Consider the following 24,207-nt stretch of genomic DNA (forward strand, 5'->3'; position numbering starts at 1 on the left):
ATGTCAACAGTCTTCGCACGTTTCGGCAACGAGCTCTACACCGGCAAGCGTTCTTACGATTTCGTCGGGCGCAAGAAGCTGTGGATGCTGATCGCCGGTGTGGCGGTCCTGCTCTCCATCATGGTCCCGGTGCTCAAGGGCGGCTTCAACCTCGGCATCGAGTTCCGCGGTGGCTCCGAGTTCACCATCTCCAACGTCCACAGCACTGATCAGCGCCTCGGCGAGGACGCGGTGCGGAAGGTTGTCCAGGGCTCCGCGCCCCGCGTGGCGAACATCGCCGGCGACACCATGCGCGTCCAGACGGACAAGCTGACGGACGAGCAGACCACTCAGCTCCGCGACAGCCTGGCCAAGGCCTACGGCGTGGGTGACGACAAGGTCACCTCGACCTTCATCGGCCCCACCTGGGGCGCGGATGTCAGCCAGCAGGCCCTCCTCGGTCTGGTGATCTTCGTCCTCCTGGCCGCGGTGCTCATGGCGCTGTACTTCCGGACCTGGAAGATGTCCCTGGCGGCGCTGGCCGGCATGGCCGTCACGCTCATCATCACGGCTGGTGTCTATGCCGTCAGCGACTTCGAAGTGACGCCGAGTGCGATCATCGGCTTCCTGACCGTGCTGAGCTACTCGCTGTATGACACCGTGGTGGTCTTCGACAAGATCCGCGAGAACACCGCCGATCTGCTGACCTCGACGCGGCGCACCTTCGACGAGGAGGTGAACCTGGCGGTCAACCAGACTCTGGTCCGGTCGATCAACACCAGTGTGGTCGCCGTGCTGCCGGTGGCGGCCATCCTGTTCATCGGCGCAGGTCTGCTGGGTGCGGGCACGCTGCGTGACCTGTCGCTCGCGCTGTTCGTGGGCATCATCCTGGGCACCCTCGCCACGCTCTACGTCTCGGCTCCGCTCTATGCGTGGCTGCGTCACGGCGAGCCGGCGCTGAAGGCCCAGGCCGCGAAGGTTCACGAGCGGCGCGGCCGCAGTGAGGCCGTCGTCGAGAGCGCCTGAACCGCCCTCGATCGGTCCTGACACCGAAAGGCCGTCTTCACCTGCGGGTGAGGACGGCCTTTCGTCCTTTTAAGCCGCGGGAACGGATTAGAATTGGTGAATTAAGTCCGTGGGGAGGAACAACTGTGGTGGACGGTTCAGCGCCGGGTTCGACTCCGGAGGATGAGGCACCCGTGGGTGCCGAGCGCTCGGCAGCGCCCGCGACGACGGCGGAGCGCACTGCGCTGGAGACGCCCGGGCACACCGTGGTGGGCGTCCCTGTGGACAATTCGGCGGCCAAGGCCACCTTCCCGGGGCGGCGGGAACGCACACTCTCGCGTCTGGCGCGGCTCACGGGACGGGGTGGTCTCAGCTATTCGCCGATCCTCGAACCCCTCCTGCGGACGGTGCGCAGCAACAATCCGCGCGAGGACCTTGAGTACCTTCAGCGCGCCTACGACACCGCGGAACTGCATCACCGCGGCCAGAAGCGCAAGAGCGGGGACCCGTACATCACGCACCCCGTGGCGGTCGCAACCATCCTGGCCGAGCTCGGCATGAGCGGCACCACGCTCGCCGCCGCCCTGCTCCACGACACGGTGGAGGACACCGACTACACCCTGGACCAGCTCTCCAAGGACTTCGGTCCCGAGGTGGCCATGCTGGTGGACGGTGTGACCAAGCTGGACAAGGTCACCTATGGCGATGCGGCCCAGGCCGAGACCGTCCGCAAGATGGTCGTGGCCATGGCCAAGGACATCCGCGTCCTCATGATCAAACTCGCCGACCGTCTGCACAACGCCCGGACCTGGCGTTTCGTCTCCGCCGAGTCGTCGGCCAAGAAGGCCCGCGAAACCCTGGACATCTTCGCTCCGCTGGCCCACCGCCTCGGCATGAACACCGTGAAGTGGGAGCTGGAGGACCTGTCCTTCGCCGCTCTCTACCCGCGGGTGTACGAGGAATTCGTCCGGATGGTCAGCGCCCGGACGCCCGAGCGTGAGGAACTGCTCGGCAGTATCCGCGAGATGGTGGCGGAGGAACTCCGGGAAGCGCGCATCAAGGCGACGATCACCGGCCGTCCGAAGCACTACTACTCCATCTACCAGAAGATGGTGGTGCGGGAGAAGGAATTCGACGACATCAACGACCTGCTCGGGGTGCGGGTCCTGGTGGACAGCGTCAAGGACTGTTATGCCGCCCTCGGCGTGGTCCATTCCCTCTGGAAGCCGATCCCCGGTCGGTTCAAGGACTACATCGCCATCCCGAAGTTCAACATGTACATGTCCCTGCACACCTCGGTGATCGGTCCGGGCGGCAGGACGGTCGAGATCCAGATCCGCACCCATGAGATGCACCGCAACGCCGAGTACGGTGTCGCGGCGCACTGGAAGTACAAGCACCAGGCCCGTGCGGCGGGCACCCCTCGCGAGGGTGAGATGGGCTGGCTCCGTTCCCTCGTGGACATGCAGCGCGAGACGGTGGACCCGGGCGACTTCCTGGACAGCCTGCGCCACGAGATCAGCACCAATGAGGTGTTCGTCTTCACCCCCAAGGGCGAGATCATGACCCTGCCGGCGGGCGCCACCCCCGTGGACTTCGCCTATGCGGTGCACACCGAGGTCGGCCACCGGACCATCGGCGCCCGGGTCAACGGCAAGCTGGTTCCTCTGAACTCCGAACTCAGCCACGGCGACCGCGTGGAGGTCTTCACCTCGAAGGCCGAAGGGGCGGGCCCCAGCCAGGACTGGCAGCACTTCGTCAAGAGCGCCCGTGCCAGGAACAAGATCCGGCAGTGGTTCACCAAGGAACGCCGAGAAGAGTCCATCGAAAAGGGCAAGGAGATGCTCACGCGCGCCATGCGCAAGCAGAGCCTCCCGCTCACGAAGGTGCTCACTCCCGAGAACCTGACCCACTTGGCCGATGCTTTCAAGTACGTCGACGTCGCCGGCCTCTACGCCGGGATCGGTGACGGGCACATCTCCACCCAGTCCGTGGTGGAGAAGGCCATGGAGCGGCTCACGGAGCCGGCCCAGGCGGAAGTCGAGGAGGAGTTCACCCCTGCTCGCACGCACAGCCCGAGCGGCAGGGTCTCCGACGCGGGCGTGATCGTCCGCGGCGTCGATGACGTGTGGGTCAAGCTGGCCCGGTGCTGTTCCCCGGTGCCGCCGGATTCGATCACCGGTTACGTGACCCGCGGGTCCGGGATCTCCGTGCACCGCAGTGACTGTCCGAACGCCCTGGCCCTCGCCCACGAGCCCGAGCGGTTCGTGGACGTCGAGTGGGCGCCGACGCGCAGCAGCATCTACCTGGTCCAGATCCAGGTCGAGGCGCTGGACCGCAAGAGCCTCCTGATGGACGTCACCAAGGTGCTCTCCGAGAACCACGTGAACATCCTCGAGGCCAGCGTGCACACCTCGAAGGACCGGCTGGCGATCTCCCGCTTCGCCTTCGAGATGGGGGACCCGAAGTACCTGGACCACATCCTGAACGCGGTGCGGCGGATCGACGGCGTGTTCGACGTGTACCGGACCGGCGGCGGCCAGCGCCGCTGAGTGGAAGCCGGCGGTGCTGAGCGTCGCCGGTGCCCGGTCAGCCGTGGGCTGGGCAGGGCTGACCGAATGCGCTGAACTGGGGGACTCCGCTGGGCCGGGGCACTGCGTTGGGCCGAGGCACTGCGCTGGCTTGGGTTGAGCCGCGTGGCGGGATGGCTGTGGCGTCAGCGGACGCACGCGTCCACCTTCGCCAGCGCCGCATCCCGCACGCGCAGGGGAGCGGCGTGTTCCACCGCCAGCCTCAGCACGCGCCAGCTGAGAGCGCGGTCGCCGTCGTGGAGCATGCTCCGGAGGACCGGCACGGCCAGCTCCGGACGGAGGGACGAGGCGATGTCCAGCGCGGTGCGCAGGGGAGTCGTCACCAGGAGCCCTCCCAGGCTCACCACGTCGTGGTCACCCAGACGCACGTCGTAGAGCTCGGCCCGCAGTCCGTGGCGCAGGGCTCCGGCCCGGCGTCCCGCGGCGATGTAGAGCACCGGCCGTGCGGGTTCGCGCGCGTGACCGTGGATCCAGGCCGCGCTCAGCCGGCCTGCCACCACGCGCTGCCGGGCTTCGAGCGGGATGCTCTCCGCCAGGGCCCTCGCCCGCAGCCTCGCGTCGACCACGGCCGTTCCCGGAACGAAGCAGTCCTGCGAGAGTGGCTGAACCAGGCCGTCGAGGACCAGGGCGTTCATCTCCTGCCTGCTGAAGGGCCGGCCGGTGCGCAGGAGCGTCTGGCGGCCGGCCGGCGCCGAGGTGGGGAAGTCCATGACAGCATCCTGCCGCGAGGACCGGCGACGCGACACCACCGCCCCTTCGCCTGTGGACAACCGGGACGGCCTCGGCGGTGGACATCAAGCCTGCGCGCCGCCGGCGCGGACCACAAAGGCCGCGGCCGCCGGAACCTGGGTTCCAGCGGCCGCGGCCTTCTGTTCAGTGCCTTCTGTTCAGTGCCTTCTGTTCAGCACGCACCGTTCAGTGCTGACTGTTCAGCGGGGGTAAGCCGATCAGCCGAGATCCTTGGCCGAGTTGCGGACGACCTCGAGCCACTGCTCCCGGGCCTCGAGGGCCTCGCGGGCGCTCTTGATGGCTCGGGCGTCGCCCTTGGCCTCGGCGGCGCTCAGATCGTCACGCAGACCCGCGATGGTGGCCTCGAGCTGCTCGATCATGCTGGTGCTGCGGGCCTTGGCCTCCGGATCGCTCCGGCGCCAGTTCTCCTCCTCGGCCTCGCGGACGGCATCCTCCACGCGCCGCAGGGCGGCCTCGATCCGGCCCATGTCCGCACGCGGCACGCGACCGGCCTCCTCCCAACGGTCCCGGATCGACTGAAGACCCTTCTTGGCGGCGGCCAGATCCGACACGGGGACGAGTTCCTGGGCTTCCAGCAGGAGCTGCTCCTTGACGGCCAGGTTCGCCGAGTAGCTGGCGTCCAGCTCGTCGTTGGCGGCCTGACGTGCCGCGAAGAACACATCCTGAGCGGCACGGAAACGGGCCCACAGGGCGTCATCGTCCTTGCGGCTGGCGCGCGGCGCGGCCTTCCACTGGTCCATGAGACGGCGGTACTCCGCGGCAGCGTGACCCCAGTCGGTGGAGGTCTGCAGCTGCTCGGCCTCAGCGATCAGCTGCTCCTTGACCGCCTTCGCCTGAGCGTTGGTGCTGTCCAGCTGCGAGAAGTAGGCACGCCGGTGACGGTCGAAGACGGTGCGGGCGGTCCGGAACCGCTTCCAGAGCCCCTCCTCGACGCTCTTGGACAGACGAACGCCGGACTTCTGCGCGGCCTTCCAGGCGTCGAAGAGTTCGTTCATCCGGGTGCTGGACGTCTTCCACTGCGTGGCCGCAGGATCCTGGGCGGAGATGGTCTCGGCCTCGGCGACGATCGCCTCGCGGGCACTCAGCTCGGCGGCCTTGGCGGCCTCCTGATGAGCGCGCTGTTCCGCGATCAGCGCAGCCACCTTCTCGTCGAGCGCGGACACGCGGTCCAGGGCGCCGCGGATGTCGCCCAGCACATTGCGTGCCTCGAGCTGTTCACGCAGGTGCTTGAGGCTGGTGGGGAGTTCACCCGCGGCGGCCTTGGCCTCCACGCGGCTCTCCAGCAGGTCGATCTGCGCCGTGATGTCCTCGAACTTGCGGGCGAAGTAGGCCAGCGCTTCGTCGGCCGACACGCCGGGGTACTGACCCGCGACGTGTTCCTCGCCGTCGACGGTCACGAAGACGTGGCCGTCGCCTTCCACCCGGCCGAAGGCACGGGCGGCGGTGAGATCCACCGTGGCGTCCGGGGCGTGGACCGGTGCGGGGGCGGCCGCAGGCGCCTTGGGCCGCGCGGCGAAGGCCGCGGGGCTCGGAGCTGCGGGCTTGGCAGCGGACGTCTCCGTCGTTGCTTCCGTGGTGCCGGTTTCGTCGGGTTGCAGACTTTCTGTCACCGCTAGAACTCTTTCCTTCGTTGGAACATGCGCGGTCCCGGCCGGAGCAGGGATCGAGGATGGTGCTTCGTCCGAAGCTGGAATCACATCAGAGTGAAAATCACTTCAGAGTAAACGAGTCTATCGTCACTGCCGTGGCAGGGGGGCCATCCGTGGCGGATGTCCCGCCGGCCTTCACTCCGGCCGAGGCGATGGAGGTGATGGCGTCGAGTCCCGAGGTGACACGGCCCATCACGGTGTAACCGCCCTGGTCCACGGGAAGGATGCTGTCCTTGTACGTGATGAAGAACTGCGTGCTGTTGCTGTAGGTGCTCGCCGCCCGGGCCACGGCGATGGTGCCCGCCGGGTACTTGCCGTCGGCCGGGACGTTCTCGACCGGCCCCCATTGGAACCCGGGATCCACCGCGCCCTTGCCGTTCTTGGAGCCGCACTGGAGCACATAGATCGAGGCGGTGGTCAGCCGGTGGCAGCCGTTCTTCGTGAAGAAGTCCTGGTCGGCCAGTGTTTTGAAGACGGACACTGCCTGCGGCGCCTTCGTCCCGTCCAGCGTGACGCCGAGCGGCTTGCCGTTGATCGTGAGGGTTCCCGTGAGGGTCTTGCCGCGGGCCACATCGGCGCTGGGGATGTTGCCCACATTGCTTTCGGAAGGGGAGGGGCTCGCGGACGGGGTCTGAAGCCCTGCCTGCACCGCGGCGTACTCCTCGGGAGTGGGGTTGCTGGCGAAGGTCGTCAGCTGGAGCACGACGCCGAGCGCGACCGCCACGGCGCCCGCGCCGATGGCGAGGGCGTTGTCACGGCGGCGACGCTGCTGCTGGGCGTCGCGCAGGGAACGCCTGGCCTCCATCTGGCGCACACGACGGCGCTGCTCCCGCAGCTCCTGCTTGCTGGCTGCCACCCGTAACCTCCTGCGGCGCCCGGTGGCGCCGTCGTCCGTCTGACTGAAAGTCGCGCGTTCGCCGCGCACGCCAGCCACGGCTTAAACTGGCTGACGCACCTAGTTTAGGCACGGCTTCCCCCGCAGCAGGCGAAAAGCCGCACGTCAAAGGAGTTTCACAGCATGGCACGCACCCCCTCCCTGTCCGGATTCCCCGAGTGGCTCCCACAGGAACGCGTGGTGGAACAGCATGTGCTGGACACTCTGCGCCGCGTTTTCGAACTGCACGGCTTCGGTTCCATCGAGACCCGGGCGGTCGAGACGGTGGGTCAGCTCCTGCGCAAGGGTGAGATCGACAAGGAGGTCTACGGCCTCAGCCGCCTCCAGGATGACGACGACGCCTCCGGCAAGTCGGACCCCAACGCCCTGGCCCTGCACTTCGACCTGACGGTCCCGTTTGCCCGGTATGTCGTGGAGAACGCGGGCTACCTGGCATTCCCGTTCCGCCGGTACCAGATGCAGAAGGTGTGGCGCGGCGAGCGTCCGCAGGAGGGCCGCGCGCGCGAATTCACCCAGGCGGACATCGATGTGGTGGGCGACGGCGAGCTGCCGTTCCGCTACGACGTCGAGATCGTGCTGGTCATCGCCGAGGCGCTCTCCGCGCTGCCCATCCCGGAATTCCGCCTGCGGGTCAACAACCGCAAGCTGTCCGAAGGGTTCTACCGGGGGATCGGCCTGGAGGACACGGCCGGCGTGCTGCGCAGCATCGACAAGCTGGAGAAGATCGGCGCAGCGAGGGTCGCCGAGCTCCTGCAGAGTGAGCTGGGCGCCACCCCGGAGCAGGCCGAAGCGGCCCTGAAGCTCGCCACCATCCAGACCCTGGACACCTCCTTCGTCGAGCAGGTCCGGGCGCTCGGCGTCGAGCACCCGCTGCTGGAGGAAGGCCTCACCGAACTCGAGCAGGTGGTGGCCGCCGCATCGCTGCGGGCGCCCGGCAAGGTGCTCGCCGATCTGAGCATCGCCCGTGGCCTCGATTACTACACGGGCACCGTGGTCGAGACCGTGCTGGTCGGCCACGAACAGCTCGGCTCGATCTGCTCGGGCGGCCGCTACGAATCCCTGGCCACCAAGGGCAACCGCACCTTCCCCGGCGTCGGCCTCTCCATCGGCGTGACCCGTCTGGTGTCCCGCATCCTGTCGCAGGAGTTCGCGACGGCCAGCCGCAGCGTGCCCACCGCCGTGCTCGTGGCGCTCAACGACGACGAGTCCTGGGCGGGGGCCCAGGATGTCGCCGCGCAGCTGCGCGGCCGTGGCATCGCGACCGAGGTGGCCGCCAAGGCCGAGAAGTTCGGCAAGCAGATCAAGTACGCCGACCGCCGCGGCATCCCCTTCGTCTGGTTCACGGACGCCGAGGGCACCCACCAGGTCAAAGACATCCGCAGCGGCGAACAGGTGACGGCCGACCCGGCCCTCTGGAGCCCCGCCGCCGAGGATCTCCGTCCTCAGGTGATCGCCCGCCTCGCGGACTGATCCCTCTCCGGGCCCGCCTCCCGCCCGTCACCGCGCTCACGCGCCCGGTGGCAGGCGGGAGGAGGCTCACCGGGTAAAATCGTCTGGGTCGGACCGCGAGGTCCTGACGATCCTTGAGTTTTCCCGCCCGGAACATCTGCAGAATCTCGTCGGCGGCGGGAGGATCCGCCTCACTCGAAAGGAATGCTGTGCTGCGCACACATGACCTCGGCTCTCTCCGGGCCGAGAACATCGGACAGACCGTCACCCTGGCAGGCTGGGTGGCCCGCCGTCGTGACCATGGCGGAGTGGCCTTCGTGGACCTCCGCGATGCCTCGGGCGTGGCCCAGGTGGTGGTCCGCGAGGAGGATGTCTTCCACGGTCTGCGCAATGAGTTCGTGCTGCAGGTGACCGGCACGGTCGAGCGGCGTCCCGAGGGCAACGAGAACCCTGCACTGGCGACCGGCGAGGTCGAAGTCATCGCCGACAAGGTCGTGGTGCTCAACACCTCCGAGCCGCTGCCGTTCCAGATCGACGAGCACGTGGAGGTCGGTGAGGAGGCCCGCCTCAAGCACCGCTACCTGGACATGCGCCGTCCGGTCCTGTCCCGCAACCTGCGCCTGCGCTCCGAAGCGAGCCGTGTGGCCCGCGAGCTGCTGCACTCCGAGGGCTTCCTCGAGATCGAGACCCCCACCCTGACCCGGTCCACCCCGGAAGGCGCCCGCGACTTCCTGGTGCCGGCCCGTCTGGCCCCGGGTTCCTGGTACGCGCTGCCGCAGTCGCCGCAGCTCTTCAAGCAGCTGCTGCAGGTGGGCGGCTTCGAGAAGTACTACCAGATCGCCCGCTGCTACCGTGACGAGGACTTCCGCGCGGACCGCCAGCCCGAGTTCACCCAGCTGGACATCGAAGCCAGCTTCGTGGACCAGGACGACATCATCGCCCTCGGCGAGAAGCTCGTCGTCGCGCTCTGGAAGCTGATCGGCGTGGACATCCCCACCCCGATCCGCCGCATGCCGTACTCCGAGGCCATGGCCAAGTACGGTTCGGACAAGCCGGACCTGCGCTTCGGCCTGGAGCTGACGGATCTGACCGAGTTCTTCAAGGACACCAACTTCGGCGTGTTCAAGGCCCCGTACGTCGGCGCCGTGGTCATGCCGGGCGGGGCTTCGCAGCCGCGCCGCACGCTGGACGCGTGGCAGGAATGGGCCAAGCAGCGCGGCGCCAAGGGCCTCGCGTACGTCCTCATCAAGGAGGACGGCGAGCTCACGGGTCCCGTGGCCAAGAACCTCACGGACGCCGAGCGCGAGGGCCTGGCCGCCGCGGTGGGCGCCTCCAACGGCGACTGCATCTTCTTCGCGGCCGGTGAGAAGTCGGCCTCCCGCGCGCTGCTCGGCGCCGCCCGTGTCGAGATCGGACACCGCACCGGGCTCGTGTCGGAAGGCGACTGGGCCTTCGTGTGGGTCGTGGACGCGCCCATGTTCGAGCCGGCCGCCGCTGCCGTCGCCTCGGGTGACGTCGCCGTGGGCGCCGGAAAGTGGACCGCCGTGCACCACGCGTTCACGTCGCCGCGTCCGGAGTTCATGGACACCTTCGACACGGATCCCGAGTCGGCCCTGTCCTACGCCTACGACATCGTCTGCAACGGCAGCGAGCTCGGTGGCGGCTCCATCCGTATCCACCAGCGCGACGTCCAGGAGCGCGTGTTCGAGGTCATGGGCCTGAGCAAGGAGGAAGCCGAGAGCAAGTTCGGCTTCCTGCTGGAGGGCTTCAAGTACGGCGCCCCGCCGCACGGCGGCATCGCCCTCGGCTGGGACCGCGTGGTCTCCTTCCTGGCCGGCGCGGAGTCGATCCGCGACGTCATCGCGTTCCCGAAGTCCGGTGGCGGCTACGACCCGCTGACCGCCGCTCCGGCACCCATCACGCCGCAGCAGCGCAAGGAGGCCGGTGTGGACTTCAAGCCGGCTCCGACGGCCGCCGCCGCTGAGAAGCCGGCAGGGGAGACCTCGGACGACTGATCCCGTGGAGTCCCTTTCCTCCGTGTCAGGCCTGGCCGCGCTGCAGAACGCAGCATGGCCGGGCCTGACCACGTTCGACACCGGCGCGTGGCTGCTCCGCAGTGCCTCCGGCGTGACACAGCGGGCCAATTCGGTGTGGCCGTACGCGCCGGTGGACGACGTCGACGCCGCCATCAAGGCCGCCGAATCCTGGTACCGCGCCCAGCGGCTCCCGGCGCTGTTCCAGCTCACCTCGGATCCGGCGGACGCCGCCCTGGACGCCCGCCTCGACGCACTCGGTTACCGGGCGCAGTCCCACACGGTCTTCATGGTCCGTGAGGCGTCGGCCGGGCCGGTTCCGCCGGCGCCTGGCCACGTCGAGATCACTCCGGACCTGACCGAGGAATGGTTCGACGCCTGGTGGCTCACGAGCGGCCACGGCGGCGCCGAGGCGGCGGACACCGCGCGGGCCATCCAGGAGTCCGTGCGGTCCAGTCACGCTCTCCTCCGGGACGACGACGGCGCCGCGATCGCCGTCGGCCAGGCGATCCACGTGGGGGAGTGGTCGGGGATCTACGGCATGGTCACGCGCGAAGCGCACCGCCGCAAGGGCCACGCGCGCTCGCTCCTGACCGCGCTCCTGGCCGAGCCGGCCACTCCGCGTGGATTCTGGCTGAGCGTGACGCGTTTCAACGAGGGGGCTGTGGCCCTGTACCGGGACCTCGGTTTCGTGGAAGCCGGCTCCTACTGGTACCGCAGTGCCCCTCTGCGCCGAGCGCCCGGAGCGTGCTGAGGCAGCGGGGCCTGGTGGCTCGCCGGGCCCCCTCGCCCTGGGCCCACGGCGGCGAGGGGCCCCACCGAGGAACGAAGTTGGGGAGCCGCCGGGGAGAGCGCCTGGCCGGGCTCCCCACCCTCGCTCCGCATCGGGCGGGGTCCCTCGCCCGCTAGGGCCTAGCCGGGCTCCCCACCCTCGCTCCGCATCGGGCGGGGCCCCTCGCCCGCTAGGCTGGGGAGCATGGCTGACCTCTTTTCCCAGGACGATTTCTCCCCGAGCGATCCGGGCGATTCCCCCTCGGGTGAGGGGACGTCGTCGTCCGCGTATCCGCTCACGCCCTTGGCCGTGCGGATGCGGCCCCGGACCATCGACGACGTGGTGGGCCAGCAGCATCTGCTGCGGCCGGGCCAGCCTCTCCGGACGCTGGCGGAGTCGAGCGGCGAACCGTCCGCCGTCGGGCCGTCGAGCATCATCCTCTGGGGACCGCCCGGGACGGGCAAGACCACCCTGGCGCACGTGATCGCCAATGCGCCGGGCCGTAAATTCGTGGAGCTGTCCGCCATCACCGCGGGGGTCAAGGACGTCCGCCGGGTCATGGACGAGGCGCTGCAGCGCCGGGATCTGCACCGGCAGGGGACCGTGCTGTTCCTCGATGAGATCCATCGCTTCAACAAGGCCCAGCAGGACGCCCTCCTGCCGGGTGTGGAGAACCGCTGGGTGATCCTGGTGGCGGCGACCACCGAGAACCCGTCCTTCTCGGTCGTGGCCCCTCTGCTGTCGCGGTCGATCCTCCTGACGCTCAAGCCCCTGCAGGACACCGATATCCGGGGACTCCTGGAGCGGGCCATCGAGGACGACCGCGGGCTCGGCGGCAAGATCGAGGTCGAGGAGGACGCGCTCGATTATCTGGTCCGCGTCTCCAGCGGGGACGCCCGGCGTGCGCTGACCTCGCTCGAGGCCGCTGCCGGCGTCGCACTCGGAGAGCATGCGGGCGGTTCCGGCGAGGACGGCCAGGGCAAGGCCGTGCTCCATCTGGCACAGGCCGAGCAGGCGATCGACAAGGCGTCGGTGCGCTACGACCGGCAGGGCGACCAGCACTACGACGTGATCAGCGCGTTCATCAAGTCGATCCGCGGTTCCGACGTCGACGCCGCGCTGCACTACCTCGCGCGCATGATCGAGGCGGGGGAGGACCCGCGCTTCCTCGCCCGGCGCATCGTGATCTCCGCGGCGGAGGACATCGGGATGGCCGATCCGACCGCGCTCCAGACGGCGGTGGCCGCGGCCCAGGCCGTGCAGCTCATCGGCATGCCCGAAGGCCGGATCATCCTGGCCGAGGCCGTGGTCCATCTGGCGACCGCGCCCAAGTCGAACGCCGCCTATCTGGCGATCGACAAGGCGCTGGCGGACGTCAGGGCGGGCATGGGCACGGACATCCCGATGCCTCTGCGGGACGCCCACTACCCAGGTGCGAAGGGTCTGGGTCACGGCAAGGGCTATCTCTACGCCCACGACGCGCCTCACTCGATCGCCCGGCAGCAGTACCCGCCGGACGACCTCGTGGGCCGGAACTACTATGAGCCGACGGCGAACGGTTCTGAGCGGGAGATCGCGGCACGCCTGGAGCGGTTGCGGGGCATCGTGCGCGGGGAGCGCTGAGCCACCCTCGGCGACGAGGGACACCGCCATGCTAGAATTGAGGTTTGTCTGGCATGATCCTGCCGGCAAGCACCCTTCTCACGGTTCTCCGCGAGGGTGGCGCGTGCCCGGGACCAGTAGCAAAAGGCGGCGGTTTGCCGATGCTCTCCATACGGGAGGCCAGTTAACACCACAAAAACCGCACCATTGGAAGGACACAAGTGGCTAACAGCACTCGTGCTCGCCGTCAGGCCCGCCTTTCGCGGTCCCTCGGCATCGCTCTGACTCCCAAGGCCGCCAAGTACATGGAGCGCCGTCCGTACGGACCCGGCGAACATGGCCGCGCCCGCAAGAAGCAGGATTCCGACTACGCCGTTCGTCTGCGTGAAAAGCAGCGTCTGCGCGCTCAGTACGGCATCCGTGAAGCTCAGATGACCCGCGTCTTCGAGGAAGCTCGTCGCACCAAGGGTCTGACCGGTGAGAACCTGGTCGAGCTGCTCGAAATGCGTCTGGACGCCCTGGTTCTTCGCGCAGGCTTCGCCCGCACGATCGCCCAGGCCCGCCAGCTCGTGGTGCACCGCCACATCATGGTTGACGGACAGCGCGTGGACCGCCCGTCCTTCCGCGTTTCCGAAGGCCAGCTGATCCACGTGCACCCGCGCAGCATCCCGATGGTCCCGCTGCAGCTTGCTGCGGCCGGCGCCCACCGCGATGTCCTGCCGGCCGTCCCGGCCTACCTGGATGTCAAGCTCGAGGCCCTTCAGGCACGCCTGGTGCGTCGCCCGAAGCGTGCTGAGGTTCCCGTGACCTGCGAAGAGCAGCTCGTCGTGGAATTCTACGCTCGCTAAGAGCCTCTGGAAGGAGCCCGTGGCCCTGGCCACGGGCTCTTTCTCTTTCCCGGGCCGTGCCGGCGGTCACGGGCGATAAGGTAGAACACGTGCTTGTCCACGAACCTCAAGGAGAAAAGTCATGAGTGGCGGTGACATTGCCGGTCTCATCGCAGCCGGAGTCTTCCTGCTGTTGGTCCTCTTCCTCGCAGTGCCCATCCTCAAGCTGGGCAAGGTGCTGGATGAGATCAGGGATTCCATCAAGGAGCTGAGCGACGGCGCCCAGCCTCTCATGACGGAGGTGACGGCCACCGTCACCACGACCAATGAGCAGCTGAAGAAGGTGGACGGCATCTCGAACAACGTGGCGGATGCGAGTGCGAACCTCTCGGCGCTCTCCTCGCTCATCTCGGCGACCGTGGGTGGTCCGCTGATCAAGGTGGCTGCCTTCAGCCACGGTGTCCGTTCGGCCCTGTCGGCGCGCAAGCAGGGCTCGCAGCGCCCCGCTGGCCGCCGCAGCCGCTGACGGAAGGAAGGACGCATGATGAAGCGCATCCTCTGGCTGGGAGTCGGCGCCGCGCTGGGCGTGGTGGTCTTCCGCAAGCTCTCCGAAGCCCGCGACGCCGTCGGCCCGGAAGGCCTCAACCGCGCCGTGGGGCGACTGAGCGACAGCATCTATCACTTCGCCGATCAGGTGCGCGACGGCATGCGCGAGCGGGAGGACGAACTCCGGGCGGCCCTCGCCCTGGACGACAAGCGGTCCTGACACGCACGACGGCGGTGGCCTCCCGCCGTCGCACCTGATCGCCGCGCCTCCGGAACGGGCGCGGAAACCGGCCGCGGGATTGGCTCCCGGGGCGGCCATGAAGGCACAATTGAACGCGGCGGACAGCTGGTCCGCCACCATGCATCACCGGGCATCGGCCCGTGTCACGCCGAAGGGAACTCACTTCCTCATGAAGTCGCAGGAAATCACCAAGCGCTGGGTGGACTTTTTCGTCTCCAAGGGCCACACCGCGGTGCCGTCCGCCTCGTTGGTCTCCAACGACCCCAGCCTGCTCTTCACCGTGGCCGGCATGGTTCCCTTCATCCCGTACCTGACCGCGCAGGAGACCCCTCCGTACAGCCGTGCCACGAGCGTCCAGAAGTGCATCCGCACCGGTGACATCGAAGAGGTCGGCAAGACCGCGCGTCACGGCACCTTCTTCCAGATGTGCGGCAACTTCTCCTTCGGCGACTACTTCAAGGAAGACGCCATCAAGTTCGCCTACGAGCTGCTCACCAGCCCCGTGGAGGACGGCGGCTACGGCCTGCCCGAGGAGAAGCTCTGGGTCACGGTCTACGAGGACGACGATGAGGCCCGTGACCTCTGGCTCCAGCACACGGCGATCCCGGCCGAGCGCATCCAGCGCATGGGCAAGAGTGACAACTACTGGTCCACCGGCCAGCCCGGCCCGGCCGGCCCCTGCTCGGAGATCTACTACGACCGCGGCCCGGCCTACGGCATCGAGGGCGGCCCCGAGGCCGATGACAACCGCTATGTGGAGATCTGGAACCTGGTCTTCATGCAGTACCAGATCGACAATGTGAAGTCGAAGGTGGACTTCGACATCGTCGGCGAGCTGCCCAAGAAGAACATCGACACCGGTCTCGGCATGGAACGTCTCGCCATGATCCTCCAGGGCGTGGAGAACATGTACGAGACGGACCAGGTCCGCCCCGTGATCGACAAGGCGTCCGAGCTCTCCGGCAAGGAGTACACCTCCGCCGAGAGCCCCGAGGACCCGCACCACGCCGACGACGTCCGCATGCGCGTCGTGGCGGACCACGTCCGCTCCGCCCTCATGCTGATCGCCGACGGCGTCACCCCGTCCAACGAAGGCCGCGGCTACGTGCTGCGCCGTCTGATCCGCCGGGCCGTCCGCTCCATGCGCCTGCTGGGCGTCGAGCAGGCCTGCCTGCCCGAGCTGCTCCCCGCTTCCCGTGACGCCATGAAGGGCGTCTACCCGGTGGTCGAGCTCGAGTTCGACCGGATCTCCCGGATCGCCTACGCCGAGGAGCGGGCGTTCCTGCGCACCATCGCCTCCGGCACCGCCCGTCTCGACGAGGCCGTGGTCCAGGCCAAGTCCCAGGGCGCTTCGCTCTCCGGCGAGGATGCCTTCGCGCTCCACGACACGTACGGCTTCCCGATCGACCTGACGCTCGAGATGGCCGAGGAGGCCGGCGTCGCCGTCGACGAGAAGCAGTTCCGCGCCCTCATGCAGGAGCAGCGTCAGCGCGCCCAGGCCGACGCCAAGGCCAAGAAGGGCGGCCACGCCGACGTCACGGTCTTCCGTGACATCCTGGCCGACGGCGAGACCGTGTTCACCGGCTACGATGAGCTCGAGACCGAGTCCCGCGTCCGCGCGCTGCTCAGCGGCGGCGCCCGCACGGGGCACGCCTCCACGGGTGACGAGATCGAACTGGTTCTCGCGGAGACCCCGTTTTACGCGGAGGCCGGCGGTCAGGCCGCCGACACCGGTCTGATCACGGGTGACGGCTTCGTGGTCGAGGTGCTGGACGTCCAGCGCCCGGTCAAGGGGCTCTCCGTGCACAAGGCCCTGGTGCGCGAGGGTGAGATCTCCTCGGACGCGATCGTGCGCGCCGCCGTGGACGCCGAGCGCCGTCATGCCGGCGAGCAGGCGCACACCGCCACGCACCTGGTCCACGCCGCCCTGCACCAGATCCTGGGCAAGGAGGCCACCCAGCGCGGTTCCTTCAACAAGGCCGGCTACCTCCGCTTCGACTTCGCCTGGGGTGAGCAGCTGTCCGGCGCCACCAAGAGCGAGATCGAGGAAGTGGCCAACCTCGCCATCCGGAACAACTTCGAGGTCAAGACCTCGGTGATGGGCCTCGAGCAGGCGAAGGCGCTCGGCGCCATGGCCCTGTTCGGCGAGAACTACGGCAGCGAGGTCCGCGTCGTGGAGATCGACGGCGCCTGGTCCCGTGAACTCTGCGGCGGCACCCATGTGGGCAGCACCTCGCGGATCGGCAGCCTGAATCTGCTGGGCGAGCAGTCCGTCGGCTCGGGCAACCGCCGTGTGGAGGCCTTCGTCGGCATGGAGGCGTTCCGCCACTTCGCCGCCGAGCGCGCCCTGGTGACCGAGCTCAGCGAGATGTTCAAGGTCCCCTCCGGTCAGCTGTCCGAGCGCATCGGCGCCACGCTGAGCAAGCTCAAGGCTGCTGAGAAGGAACTCGACCGCCTGCGCAAGGAGCAGCTCGCCGCTCAGGCCGCCACGCTGCTGAACAGCGCCAGCGACGCGAACGGCGTCCGGGTGATCGCGCACGACGCCGGCACGGTCGGCGGCGCGGACGACCTCCGCTCGCTCGTGCTGGACCTCCGTGGCCGCCTGGGCAGCGAAGCGGCCACGGTCGCCGTGGCCGGCGTCGCGAACGGCCGTCCGGTGGTGCTGGTCGCCACGAACGACGAAGCCCGTGCCGCTGGCGTCAAGGCCGGCGCGCTGGTCCGCACGGCCGCCGGGATCCTCGGCGGCGGCGGCGGCGGCAAGGACGACATCGCCCAGGGCGGCGGGACCGATGCCGCGAAGATCCCCGCGGCGCTCACCGCCATCGTCGACGCGATCCGCAACCGCTAGGCACGGATGGAAGACCATGCACAGACGTCCCCGGCGGACGCTCCTCGGGGCGTCCGTCTGGGGATCGACGTCGGCCTGGTGAGGGTCGGAGTGGCCGTCAGCGACCCGGACGGGATCCTGGCCACCCCTTTCAAGACCTTGCAGCGTGACAGCAAGAAGAATTCGGACATCGGAGTGATCGTCCGACAGATCATCGAGCGGCAGGTCCGGTGGGCCTTCGTCGGCCTGCCGCGCACTTTGCGCGGCGGGGAGAGTCAATCCACGCAGATGGCACTGGACTATGCTCAGATCCTCGCCGACCGGCTCCAGGACGCCGCTGTCGACTGCTCCGTGGCGATGCTCGACGAGCGTCTGACCACCGTCACGGCGCACCGGACGCTGCGCGAAGCTGGAATGGACGGCCGGGAACATCGTAAAGTGGTGGATCAGGTGGCGGCGGTGAACATCCTCCAGCATGCGCTTGACATGCAGAAACGCCAAGGACCTGATGTGGGGACGCCGGTGCGCGCCCATTCCGCCACCTTCGAGGAAAGTGATGGAGGCACCCGTACGTGAGCACGGACAACAACGAGCCCGGGGACAAGCAGTCCCGGGCTGGCGGTCCCATGGCCGCCGAAGGGATGCCGCTGACCCGGCGGGAACTTCGTGCGCGGGAGCGTCTCCTCGCTCAGCGCGAGGAACAGGAGCGCGCCGCGCGCGCTGCTGCTCCGTTCGACCAGGAGCAGGACGAGCTGCCGCGACGGCGCGACGCCTTCCAGCGACAGGACACCCCGACCCCGGCCGAGAAGGCCGCCGAAGAACGCGCCGGAGCAGAGAGGGCCGCAGCGGAGAAGGCTGCAGCGGATAAGGCTGCTGCTGAAAAAGCCGCCGCTGAACGCGCCGCGGCCGAGAAAGCCCAGGCCGAAAGGGCCGCCGTCGAGCGTGCCCGTGCGGCCCAGGCCGCCGCGCAACAAGCTGCCGCCGAGAAGGCCGCTGCTGAACGGGCCGCCGCCGAACGGGCGGCAGCAGTGAAGGCTCAGGCCGAGAAGGCCCGGCTCGAACGGGCCGCCTCAGCGGAAGCGGCAGCGGCCGAACGCGCGGCAGCGGAGAAGGCCCGCCGCGACAAGGCCGCGGCAGACAAAGCCCAGGCTGAGAGAATCCAGGCCGAGGAAGTCCAGGCGGAGAAGGCGGCGGCCGAGAGCGCCGCGGCTGCACAGGCCGCCTCCGAGCGCGCCGCCGACGGCGGTCCCACGAACGGTGCCCAGCGCCACGACGCTTCGTCCGGCTCCGCCTCCGGGTCCCGCATCGCGCCTGTCCCCGCAACGGCGCACGCCCAGCACTTCTACCCGGAGCCGACGCACACCCGTCTCAATCCTCTGGCACACGCTCACCGGCCCGCCGCTCACACTGCTCGTCCTGAAACCGCGCGTCCCGAAACCGCCGCTGAAGCGGCCGACGCTCCCGCCGTCGAGGATTCCGAGGCCCAGCACCACGGCCAGCACGAGGCGGCCGGGACGCACGGTTTCCAGTTCATCCACTCTCCGGAACCGGGGCATGACGAGGAAGAGCCCGCCAAGACCGCGTTCCAGGAGGAAGTGGCCAGCCCCCGCAAGCACCGCCGGGTGCGCGGCTGGGTGGCCGTGCTTCTGTCCTTCCTCCTTGTCGCCGGCGGTGCGTTCGCCGCGTTCCAGTTCATCGGGCCCAGCCTCGGCTGGGGCCGGGTGACCGACTACCCGGGACCCGGCACAGGCTCCGTGTCCGTCGAGGTCGCGCAAGGTTCGTCCGTCACCCAGGTGGCCAACTCGCTCAAGGAGCAGGGCGTGGTCGCCGATGCGGGGACGTTCATCAAGGCGTTCGGCGAGTCCGGCATCACGCTCTCTCCGGGCAAGTACACGTTCCGCAAGGAGATGAAGTCCGCGGATGCCGTGAACGTGTTCGGCGCGAGCGGCAAGGACAAGGTCTCGTACGTCGCGCTCTCGGCCGGCCTGCGGCTGGGAGAGTCCCTTGAGGCCATCGCCAAGGGGACCGGACTCGAATTCTCGGATCTGAAGAACCTCGCCAACGCCCCAGGACAGTTCGGGGTGTCCTCGAAGGCCAAGAACCTGGAAGGCTACCTGTTCCCGGGCGAGTACCGGTTCGCCGTGGGCAGCACCGCGAAGCAGGTCCTCGGCCAGCTGGTCAAGGCCACGCAGGACGAGCTCAAGTCCCAGGGCGTGACCGACGCCGACGAGCAGTACCGCATGCTGACCATCGCCTCGATCGTGCAGGCCGAGGCGGGACGGGCGGACTATCCGACCGTCGCCGGCGCCGTCATGAACCGCCTGAAGCACAACGCCCAGACGGTCGGATTCATCCAGTCGGACGCCACGGTGACGTACGGGCTCGGCCGGAAGAGCTACGAGCTTACCCAGGCCGAGAAGGACGACAAGAGCAACCCGTACAACACCTATGCGAACCCCGGCCTGCCGGTCGGTCCCATCGGATCCCCGGGCAAGATGGCGATCGACGCCGCGGCCCATCCGAAGGCTTCCGACTACCTGTTCTGGGTGACCATCAACCTGGACACGGGGGAGACGCGGTTCGCGAAGACCCTGGAGGAGCACAACCGCAACGTGGCGCTCTACCAGGAGTGGTGCAGCGCCAACGCAGGACGTTGCCAATGATGCGCAGGGCCGCGGTCCTCGGGCATCCCATCTCCCACTCGAAGTCACCCGCGCTGCACAACGCGGCGTACCGTGTGCTGGGCTTCGACGCCGAGTACACCGCGGTGGATGTGGACGAGCCCGAGCTGACCGCCTTCATGGCCGGGGTGCGCCGCGAGCCGGCCTGGTGCGGCCTGTCCGTCACCATGCCGCTCAAGCGGGCGATGGTCTCCGAGGTCGACGAGTGCGTCGGCGCCGCGGCCGAACTCGGCGTGCTGAACACCGTGGTCGTGACGACGGATGCTGACGGCGCCACCCGGCTCACGGGCCACAACACGGACGTCATGGGCATCATCAACGCCCTCCGCCACGCCGCGGGCCTGCCGACGCTCCACGGGGTTCCCGGCGACGGGTCCACCCTGGGGCGCCGCGCCGCGATCCTGGGCGCCGGGGGGACCTCCGCGGCCGCGATCGCGGCCCTGTCCCGGCTGGGACACCGTGACGTGGTGCTCTTCGCCCGGGATGAAAGCCGGGCGGCCGAGGCGTTCGGCGCCGCGGACGCGAGCGGGGTGCGGCTCAGCCTGCTGCCCTATGACTCGGCGACCGGCAGCCTGGCCGAGTACGACGTCGTGATCTCGACGCTGCCGCCCCGCGCGGCGGACGGCCTGGCAGCGCAGCTGGTGGACCGGGGGAGTGCCCCGTCGCCGGGTGACGCGCCGCCCGTCCTTCTGGACGTCGCGTACGAGCCGTGGCCCAGCGCGCTGGCCGCCGCATGGTCCGCCAGGGGCGGGACCGTGGTGCCGGGGCTGGAGATGCTGCTCTACCAGGCGGTCGAACAAGTGCTTCTCTTTACCGGAAACGGGCCCGAGAAGGCCCCTCGCGTCATCGACGCGATGTGTGACGCAGTGAACGCACCCCGACGCGGGTGACCGGGCACAAGCATGGCAGGATGGACATATGTTTCGTTGGTTAACCGCTGGTGAGTCTCATGGCCCCGCGCTCGTCGGGATCGTCGAAGGCGTCCCGGCAGGCGTCGAACTGTCGAGTGAGGACGTCCGTGACGCCCTCGCGCGCCGCCGTCTCGGCTACGGCCGCGGCGCCCGGATGAAGTTCGAGCAGGACGAGGTCACCATCATCGGTGGCGTCCGGCACGGCCTGACCCAGGGCGGCCCCGTGGCCATCGAGGTGGGCAACACCGAGTGGCCCAAGTGGGAGCGCGTCATGTCCGCGGATCCCGTGGATCCGGAGGAGCTGGCCAACTCGGCCCGCAACGCCCCTCTGACGCGTCCGCGCCCGGGTCACGCCGACTTCACCGGCATGCAGAAGTACGGCTTCCCGGAGGCCCGGCCGGTCCTGGAGCGCGCCAGTGCCCGTGAGACGGCCACCCGTGTGGCACTCGGCACCGTGGCCGCGAAGTTCCTCCGCCAGCTCGGCGTCGAACTCATCAGCCACACCACCGCGGTGGGGACCGTCGCCGTGCCGGAGGGCACGCCGCTGCCCTCGCCGTCGGACCTGATCGCCCTCGACGCGGATCCGCTGCGCTGCTTCGACCGCGAGACTTCAGACGCCATGGTGGCCGAGGTGGACGCCGCTCACAAGGAGGGCGAGACGCTCGGCGGTGTCGTCGAGGTCCTCGCCTACGGTCTTCCGCCGGGACTCGGCAGCTACGTGCACTGGGACCGCCGCCTGGACGCCCGCCTGGCGTCCGCGCTCATGGGCATCCAGGCCATCAAGGGCGTGGAGGTCGGCGACGGTTTCGCCACGGCCGCCCGCCGCGGCTCCGCTGCGCATGACGAGATGGTCAAGGACGAGAACGGCGAGATCTCCCGCCTGAGCAACCGCGCCGGCGGCATCGAAGGTGGCATGAGCATCGGGACCGTGCTGCGCGTCCGCGCCGCCATGAAGCCGATCGCCACCGTGCCCCGCGCGCTCCAGACCGTGGACGTCACGACCGGTGAGGCCGCCAAGGCCCATCACCAGCGCTCGGATGTCTGTGCCGTGCCCGCGGCCGGCGTCGTGGCCGAGGCCATGGTGGCCCTGGTCCTCGCCGAAGCCATGCTGGAGAAGTTCGGCGGCGACTCGGTGGCCGAGACCCGCCGCAACCTCCAGAACTACCTGGCAGCCATCCCGGAGGAGCTCAGCTCCTCCGGCCACTGATACGGCAACTGAAACACAGGGAGCCCCACATGCCTTCTGATGAGGCAGCAGACAGCACGGCGATCGTCCTGGTCGGCCCCATGGCGGCCGGGAAGAGCGCTGTGGGACGGGCCCTGGCGGCGTTGCTCCAGGGCGAGTACGTGGACACGGACGAGGTCTTCGTCCTGGAGAACGGCCCGATCACGGACTACTTCGAGGCCCACGGCGAGGACGCGTTCCGCGCCGTGGAGGCCTCGATCGTGGCGCGCGCCGTGGCCGGCGACGTCCCCATGACCCACCCGGAAGCGCCGCGGATCATCTCCCTCGGGGGCGGGTCCGTGGTGGCCGAGGCGTCCCGCGCGGCGATCGCGCCCTGCCGCGTGGTGTACCTGGAGCCGGATCTGGCCACGGTCCTCCCGCGCATCGCCCGGGACACCGGCCGGCCCATGCTCACGGGTGACGCGGCCGAGCGCTGGCTCACCCTCTTCGAACAGCGGCGCCACCTCTACCAGGCGGCGGCCGAGCTGACCGTCGACGTGCGCCATGGAAGCCCGGAGGACTTCGCCCTGGAGATCGCCAGGGCGCTGGACCTCCCCGGAATCACAGCAAAGGACAGCAGCGAGTGACGCATCCCGAGACGGTCATCAAGGTCACCGGCAATCGCCCGGAGGAGAACTACGACGTCGTGGTGGGCCGCGGCCTTCTGGCGCAGCTTCCGGGCCGCCTGGGGGAGCGCGTCAAACGCGTCCTGGTGGTCCACCCCCGCGCGCTTCGCCTGACCGGCGACGCCGTCCGTGACGAACTCGAGTCCGCGGGCTTCACCGCCGTCACGGCCGAGATCCCGGACGCCGAGGAAGGCAAGCACATCCAGGTGGCCGCCTTCTGCTGGCAGGTCCTGGGGCAGAACGACTTCACCCGGTCCGATGCCGTCGTCACCGTCGGCGGCGGCGCCGTGAGCGACCTGGGCGGCTTCGTCGCCGCCACGTGGCTCCGCGGCGTCAAGGTCATCCACATGCCCACGAGCGTGCTCGGGATGGTGGACGCCGCCGTCGGAGGCAAGACCGGCATCAACACGGCCGAGGGCAAGAACCTGGTGGGCGCCTTCCACCCGCCCGCGGCGGTGCTCGCGGATCTGGACACGCTGCGCACGCTGCCCCGCAATGAACTGGTCTCCGGCCTCGCCGAGGTGATCAAGTGCGGGTTTATCGCCGATCCGGTGATCCTCGACCTGCTGGAGGAGCACGGCCAGGACGTCCTGGATCCGGAGTCCCCGGTCCTGCGGGAGCTGATCGAGCGGGCCATCGCCGTCAAGGCCAAGGTCGTCTCCGAGGACCTGAAGGAGTCCGGCCTCCGCGAGATCCTGAACTACGGGCACACCCTCGGCCACGCGATCGAGCTGGCGGAGCGCTACTCCTGGCGTCACGGCGCCGCGATCTCGGTGGGCATGGTGTTCGCCGCGGAGCTCGCCCGCAGCGTGGGGCGGCTGAGCGACGCCGAGGCGGACCGGCACAAGGCCATCCTGGAGAGTTTCGGGCTTCCCACGTCGTACCGCAACGATCGCTGGTCGGCGCTGCTGGATGGGATGCGGCGGGACAAGAAGTCGCGTGGCGACCTGCTGCGCTTCGTGGTCCTGGACGGCGTCGGCAAGCCCGGCGTCCTGGAGGTGCCGGACACGTCCCTGCTCTTCGCCGCCTATCAGGAGGTGGCCGAAGGATGAGCGGCGGCGGAGTCGACCTGGAGACCTCCGAGTGGCCCGAGTCCGGGTTCCCCGGCATCAAGGTCAACCCTCTGACACGTCGCTACGAGATCGTGGACGAGGATCTGGTGCAGGAGAGCCTCGCGGGGGATGACCGCCCCTGGGCGGGCGTCTTCGTGCTGATGGTCCAGGGCAAGACCACCGAAGCCGCCGAACTGCTCGCCGAGGCGCGCATGGTGGATCCCGAGTCCTTCGAGCTGCTGCTCCTGGACACGGAGATCCTCTACACGCGGGGCCGTCTCGAGGCCGCCTACGAGCGGCTGCACCGCCTGCTGGCCCAGTACCGGGGGACCGGTCACGAGGCGGAGGTGCTGCAGCACCTGGGCAACACGTATTACAGCTCGGGCGACTTCGCCCGCAGCGCGGACGCGTTCCAGGAAGCCCTGGAACTGCGGGTCGCGTCGCATGCCAGCCCCGAGCTGATCTATTCCTCCACGATCGCGCTGCAGCAGGCAAGGCACGCGGCGGAGGCCAGCTGACACACGGCCCGGCGGGCCGCTTTCCGGG

At 69.1% G+C, this 24,207-nt stretch carries 20 protein-coding genes; 17 read left to right on the forward strand and 3 right to left on the reverse strand.

What is annotated here, in order from left to right; all coding sequences use genetic code 11:
* Together secF and P9849_RS07345 are read left to right on the forward strand one after the other, a co-directional pair.
* Window positions 1-1,005, forward strand: coding sequence for a protein translocase subunit SecF (secF, locus tag P9849_RS07340; protein WP_278268974.1), 1,005 nt, complete (start codon window positions 1-3; stop codon window positions 1,003-1,005).
* Between the two features lie 245 nt (window positions 1,006-1,250).
* A complete protein-coding gene (locus P9849_RS07345) occupies window positions 1,251-3,536 on the forward strand; it encodes a bifunctional (p)ppGpp synthetase/guanosine-3',5'-bis(diphosphate) 3'-pyrophosphohydrolase (RefSeq protein WP_278269127.1) in 2,286 nt (761 codons plus the stop codon).
* A gap of 164 nt (window positions 3,537-3,700) precedes the next feature.
* On the opposite strand, the gene P9849_RS07350 is transcribed toward P9849_RS07345, so the two are convergent.
* The 3 genes from P9849_RS07350 to P9849_RS07360 all read right to left on the reverse strand — a co-directional run bounded on the left by P9849_RS07350 (window position 3,701) and on the right by P9849_RS07360 (window position 6,830).
* Complete coding sequence (locus tag P9849_RS07350; RefSeq protein WP_278268975.1) at window positions 3,701-4,285, reverse strand: hypothetical protein; 585 nt, start codon at window positions 4,283-4,285, stop codon at window positions 3,701-3,703.
* 237 nt (window positions 4,286-4,522) lie between these two features.
* Window positions 4,523-5,935 (reverse strand): DUF349 domain-containing protein, encoded by a 1,413-nt coding sequence (locus tag P9849_RS07355; protein ID WP_278268976.1) that lies wholly within the window; start codon window positions 5,933-5,935, stop codon window positions 4,523-4,525.
* Window positions 5,936-6,035: 100 nt separating this feature from the next.
* Entirely contained in the window at window positions 6,036-6,830 is a 795-nt protein-coding gene (locus tag P9849_RS07360; RefSeq protein WP_278268977.1) for a peptidylprolyl isomerase, read from the reverse strand.
* Window positions 6,831-6,992: 162 nt separating this feature from the next.
* Between P9849_RS07360 and hisS the strand changes: the two genes are divergently transcribed.
* From hisS to P9849_RS07435, 15 genes are all read left to right on the forward strand, one after another.
* The gene (hisS, locus tag P9849_RS07365) at window positions 6,993-8,339 is read left to right on the forward strand and encodes a histidine--tRNA ligase (protein WP_278268978.1); all 1,347 of its coding nucleotides are present in this window, start codon (window positions 6,993-6,995) and stop codon (window positions 8,337-8,339) included.
* Window positions 8,340-8,527: 188 nt separating this feature from the next.
* Window positions 8,528-10,333, forward strand: a complete 1,806-nt coding sequence (gene aspS / locus P9849_RS07370) for an aspartate--tRNA ligase (protein WP_278268979.1) — start codon at window positions 8,528-8,530, stop codon at window positions 10,331-10,333.
* Window positions 10,334-10,337: 4 nt separating this feature from the next.
* Window positions 10,338-11,105: a GNAT family N-acetyltransferase gene (locus P9849_RS07375; protein WP_278268980.1), complete on the forward strand. Its 768-nt coding sequence runs from the start codon at window positions 10,338-10,340 to the stop codon at window positions 11,103-11,105.
* A gap of 222 nt (window positions 11,106-11,327) precedes the next feature.
* The gene (locus P9849_RS07380; protein ID WP_278268981.1) at window positions 11,328-12,746 is read left to right on the forward strand and encodes a replication-associated recombination protein A; all 1,419 of its coding nucleotides are present in this window, start codon (window positions 11,328-11,330) and stop codon (window positions 12,744-12,746) included.
* 200 nt (window positions 12,747-12,946) lie between these two features.
* The gene (gene rpsD, locus P9849_RS07385; RefSeq protein ID WP_066212716.1) at window positions 12,947-13,573 is read left to right on the forward strand and encodes a 30S ribosomal protein S4; all 627 of its coding nucleotides are present in this window, start codon (window positions 12,947-12,949) and stop codon (window positions 13,571-13,573) included.
* Window positions 13,574-13,694: 121 nt separating this feature from the next.
* Window positions 13,695-14,078: a DUF948 domain-containing protein gene (locus tag P9849_RS07390; protein ID WP_066212715.1), complete on the forward strand. Its 384-nt coding sequence runs from the start codon at window positions 13,695-13,697 to the stop codon at window positions 14,076-14,078.
* Between the two features lie 18 nt (window positions 14,079-14,096).
* On the forward strand, window positions 14,097-14,318 hold the full coding sequence (locus tag P9849_RS07395) for a DUF6167 family protein (RefSeq protein WP_174521260.1): 222 nt from the start codon (window positions 14,097-14,099) through the stop codon (window positions 14,316-14,318).
* Between the two features lie 190 nt (window positions 14,319-14,508).
* Window positions 14,509-17,187 carry an alanine--tRNA ligase gene (gene alaS, locus P9849_RS07400; RefSeq protein WP_278268982.1) on the forward strand — a complete coding sequence of 893 codons (2,679 nt, stop codon included), beginning with the start codon at window positions 14,509-14,511 and terminating at the stop codon, window positions 17,185-17,187.
* Between the two features lie 6 nt (window positions 17,188-17,193).
* Window positions 17,194-17,742, forward strand: a complete 549-nt coding sequence (ruvX, locus tag P9849_RS07405; RefSeq protein WP_278268983.1) for a Holliday junction resolvase RuvX — start codon at window positions 17,194-17,196, stop codon at window positions 17,740-17,742.
* Window positions 17,739-19,829 (forward strand): endolytic transglycosylase MltG, encoded by a 2,091-nt coding sequence (gene mltG, locus P9849_RS07410; RefSeq protein WP_278268984.1) that lies wholly within the window; start codon window positions 17,739-17,741, stop codon window positions 19,827-19,829. Before ruvX ends, mltG begins: the two co-directional genes overlap by 4 nt.
* The gene (locus P9849_RS07415) at window positions 19,826-20,737 is read left to right on the forward strand and encodes a shikimate dehydrogenase (RefSeq protein ID WP_278268985.1); all 912 of its coding nucleotides are present in this window, start codon (window positions 19,826-19,828) and stop codon (window positions 20,735-20,737) included. Before mltG ends, P9849_RS07415 begins: the two co-directional genes overlap by 4 nt.
* Window positions 20,738-20,765: 28 nt before the next feature.
* A complete protein-coding gene (gene aroC, locus P9849_RS07420) occupies window positions 20,766-21,965 on the forward strand; it encodes a chorismate synthase (protein WP_278268986.1) in 1,200 nt (399 codons plus the stop codon).
* Between the two features lie 29 nt (window positions 21,966-21,994).
* Window positions 21,995-22,570, forward strand: coding sequence for a shikimate kinase (locus P9849_RS07425; RefSeq protein ID WP_278268987.1), 576 nt, complete (start codon window positions 21,995-21,997; stop codon window positions 22,568-22,570).
* Complete coding sequence (aroB, locus tag P9849_RS07430; protein ID WP_278268988.1) at window positions 22,567-23,661, forward strand: 3-dehydroquinate synthase; 1,095 nt, start codon at window positions 22,567-22,569, stop codon at window positions 23,659-23,661. The genes P9849_RS07425 and aroB overlap by 4 nt, the downstream gene beginning before the upstream one ends.
* Window positions 23,658-24,179: a tetratricopeptide repeat protein gene (locus P9849_RS07435; RefSeq protein ID WP_278268989.1), complete on the forward strand. Its 522-nt coding sequence runs from the start codon at window positions 23,658-23,660 to the stop codon at window positions 24,177-24,179. The genes aroB and P9849_RS07435 overlap by 4 nt, the downstream gene beginning before the upstream one ends.
* Window positions 24,180-24,207: the final 28 nt, after the last annotated feature.

The sequence above is a fragment of the Arthrobacter sp. Y-9 genome, assembly GCF_029690065.1.
Taxonomy (GTDB): domain Bacteria; phylum Actinomycetota; class Actinomycetes; order Actinomycetales; family Micrococcaceae; genus Arthrobacter_E.

What these genes read in the sequence shown, in the direction of transcription:
- P9849_RS07435 (WP_278268989.1), top strand. Translation starts at nt 23,658, where the DNA reads ATGAGCGGCGGCGGAGTCGACCTGGAGACCTCCGAGTGGCCCGAGTCC.
- alaS (WP_278268982.1), top strand. Translation starts at nt 14,509, where the DNA reads ATGAAGTCGCAGGAAATCACCAAGCGCTGGGTGGACTTTTTCGTCTCC.
- aroC (WP_278268986.1), top strand. Translation starts at nt 20,766, where the DNA reads ATGTTTCGTTGGTTAACCGCTGGTGAGTCTCATGGCCCCGCGCTCGTC.
- P9849_RS07415 (WP_278268985.1), top strand. Translation starts at nt 19,826, where the DNA reads ATGATGCGCAGGGCCGCGGTCCTCGGGCATCCCATCTCCCACTCGAAG.
- P9849_RS07425 (WP_278268987.1), top strand. Translation starts at nt 21,995, where the DNA reads ATGCCTTCTGATGAGGCAGCAGACAGCACGGCGATCGTCCTGGTCGGC.
- P9849_RS07390 (WP_066212715.1), top strand. Translation starts at nt 13,695, where the DNA reads ATGAGTGGCGGTGACATTGCCGGTCTCATCGCAGCCGGAGTCTTCCTG.
- P9849_RS07350 (WP_278268975.1), bottom strand. Translation starts at nt 4,285, where the DNA reads ATGGACTTCCCCACCTCGGCGCCGGCCGGCCGCCAGACGCTCCTGCGC.
- ruvX (WP_278268983.1), top strand. Translation starts at nt 17,194, where the DNA reads ATGGAAGACCATGCACAGACGTCCCCGGCGGACGCTCCTCGGGGCGTC.
- P9849_RS07395 (WP_174521260.1), top strand. Translation starts at nt 14,097, where the DNA reads ATGAAGCGCATCCTCTGGCTGGGAGTCGGCGCCGCGCTGGGCGTGGTG.
- P9849_RS07380 (WP_278268981.1), top strand. Translation starts at nt 11,328, where the DNA reads ATGGCTGACCTCTTTTCCCAGGACGATTTCTCCCCGAGCGATCCGGGC.
- hisS (WP_278268978.1), top strand. Translation starts at nt 6,993, where the DNA reads ATGGCACGCACCCCCTCCCTGTCCGGATTCCCCGAGTGGCTCCCACAG.
- secF (WP_278268974.1), top strand. Translation starts at nt 1, where the DNA reads ATGTCAACAGTCTTCGCACGTTTCGGCAACGAGCTCTACACCGGCAAG.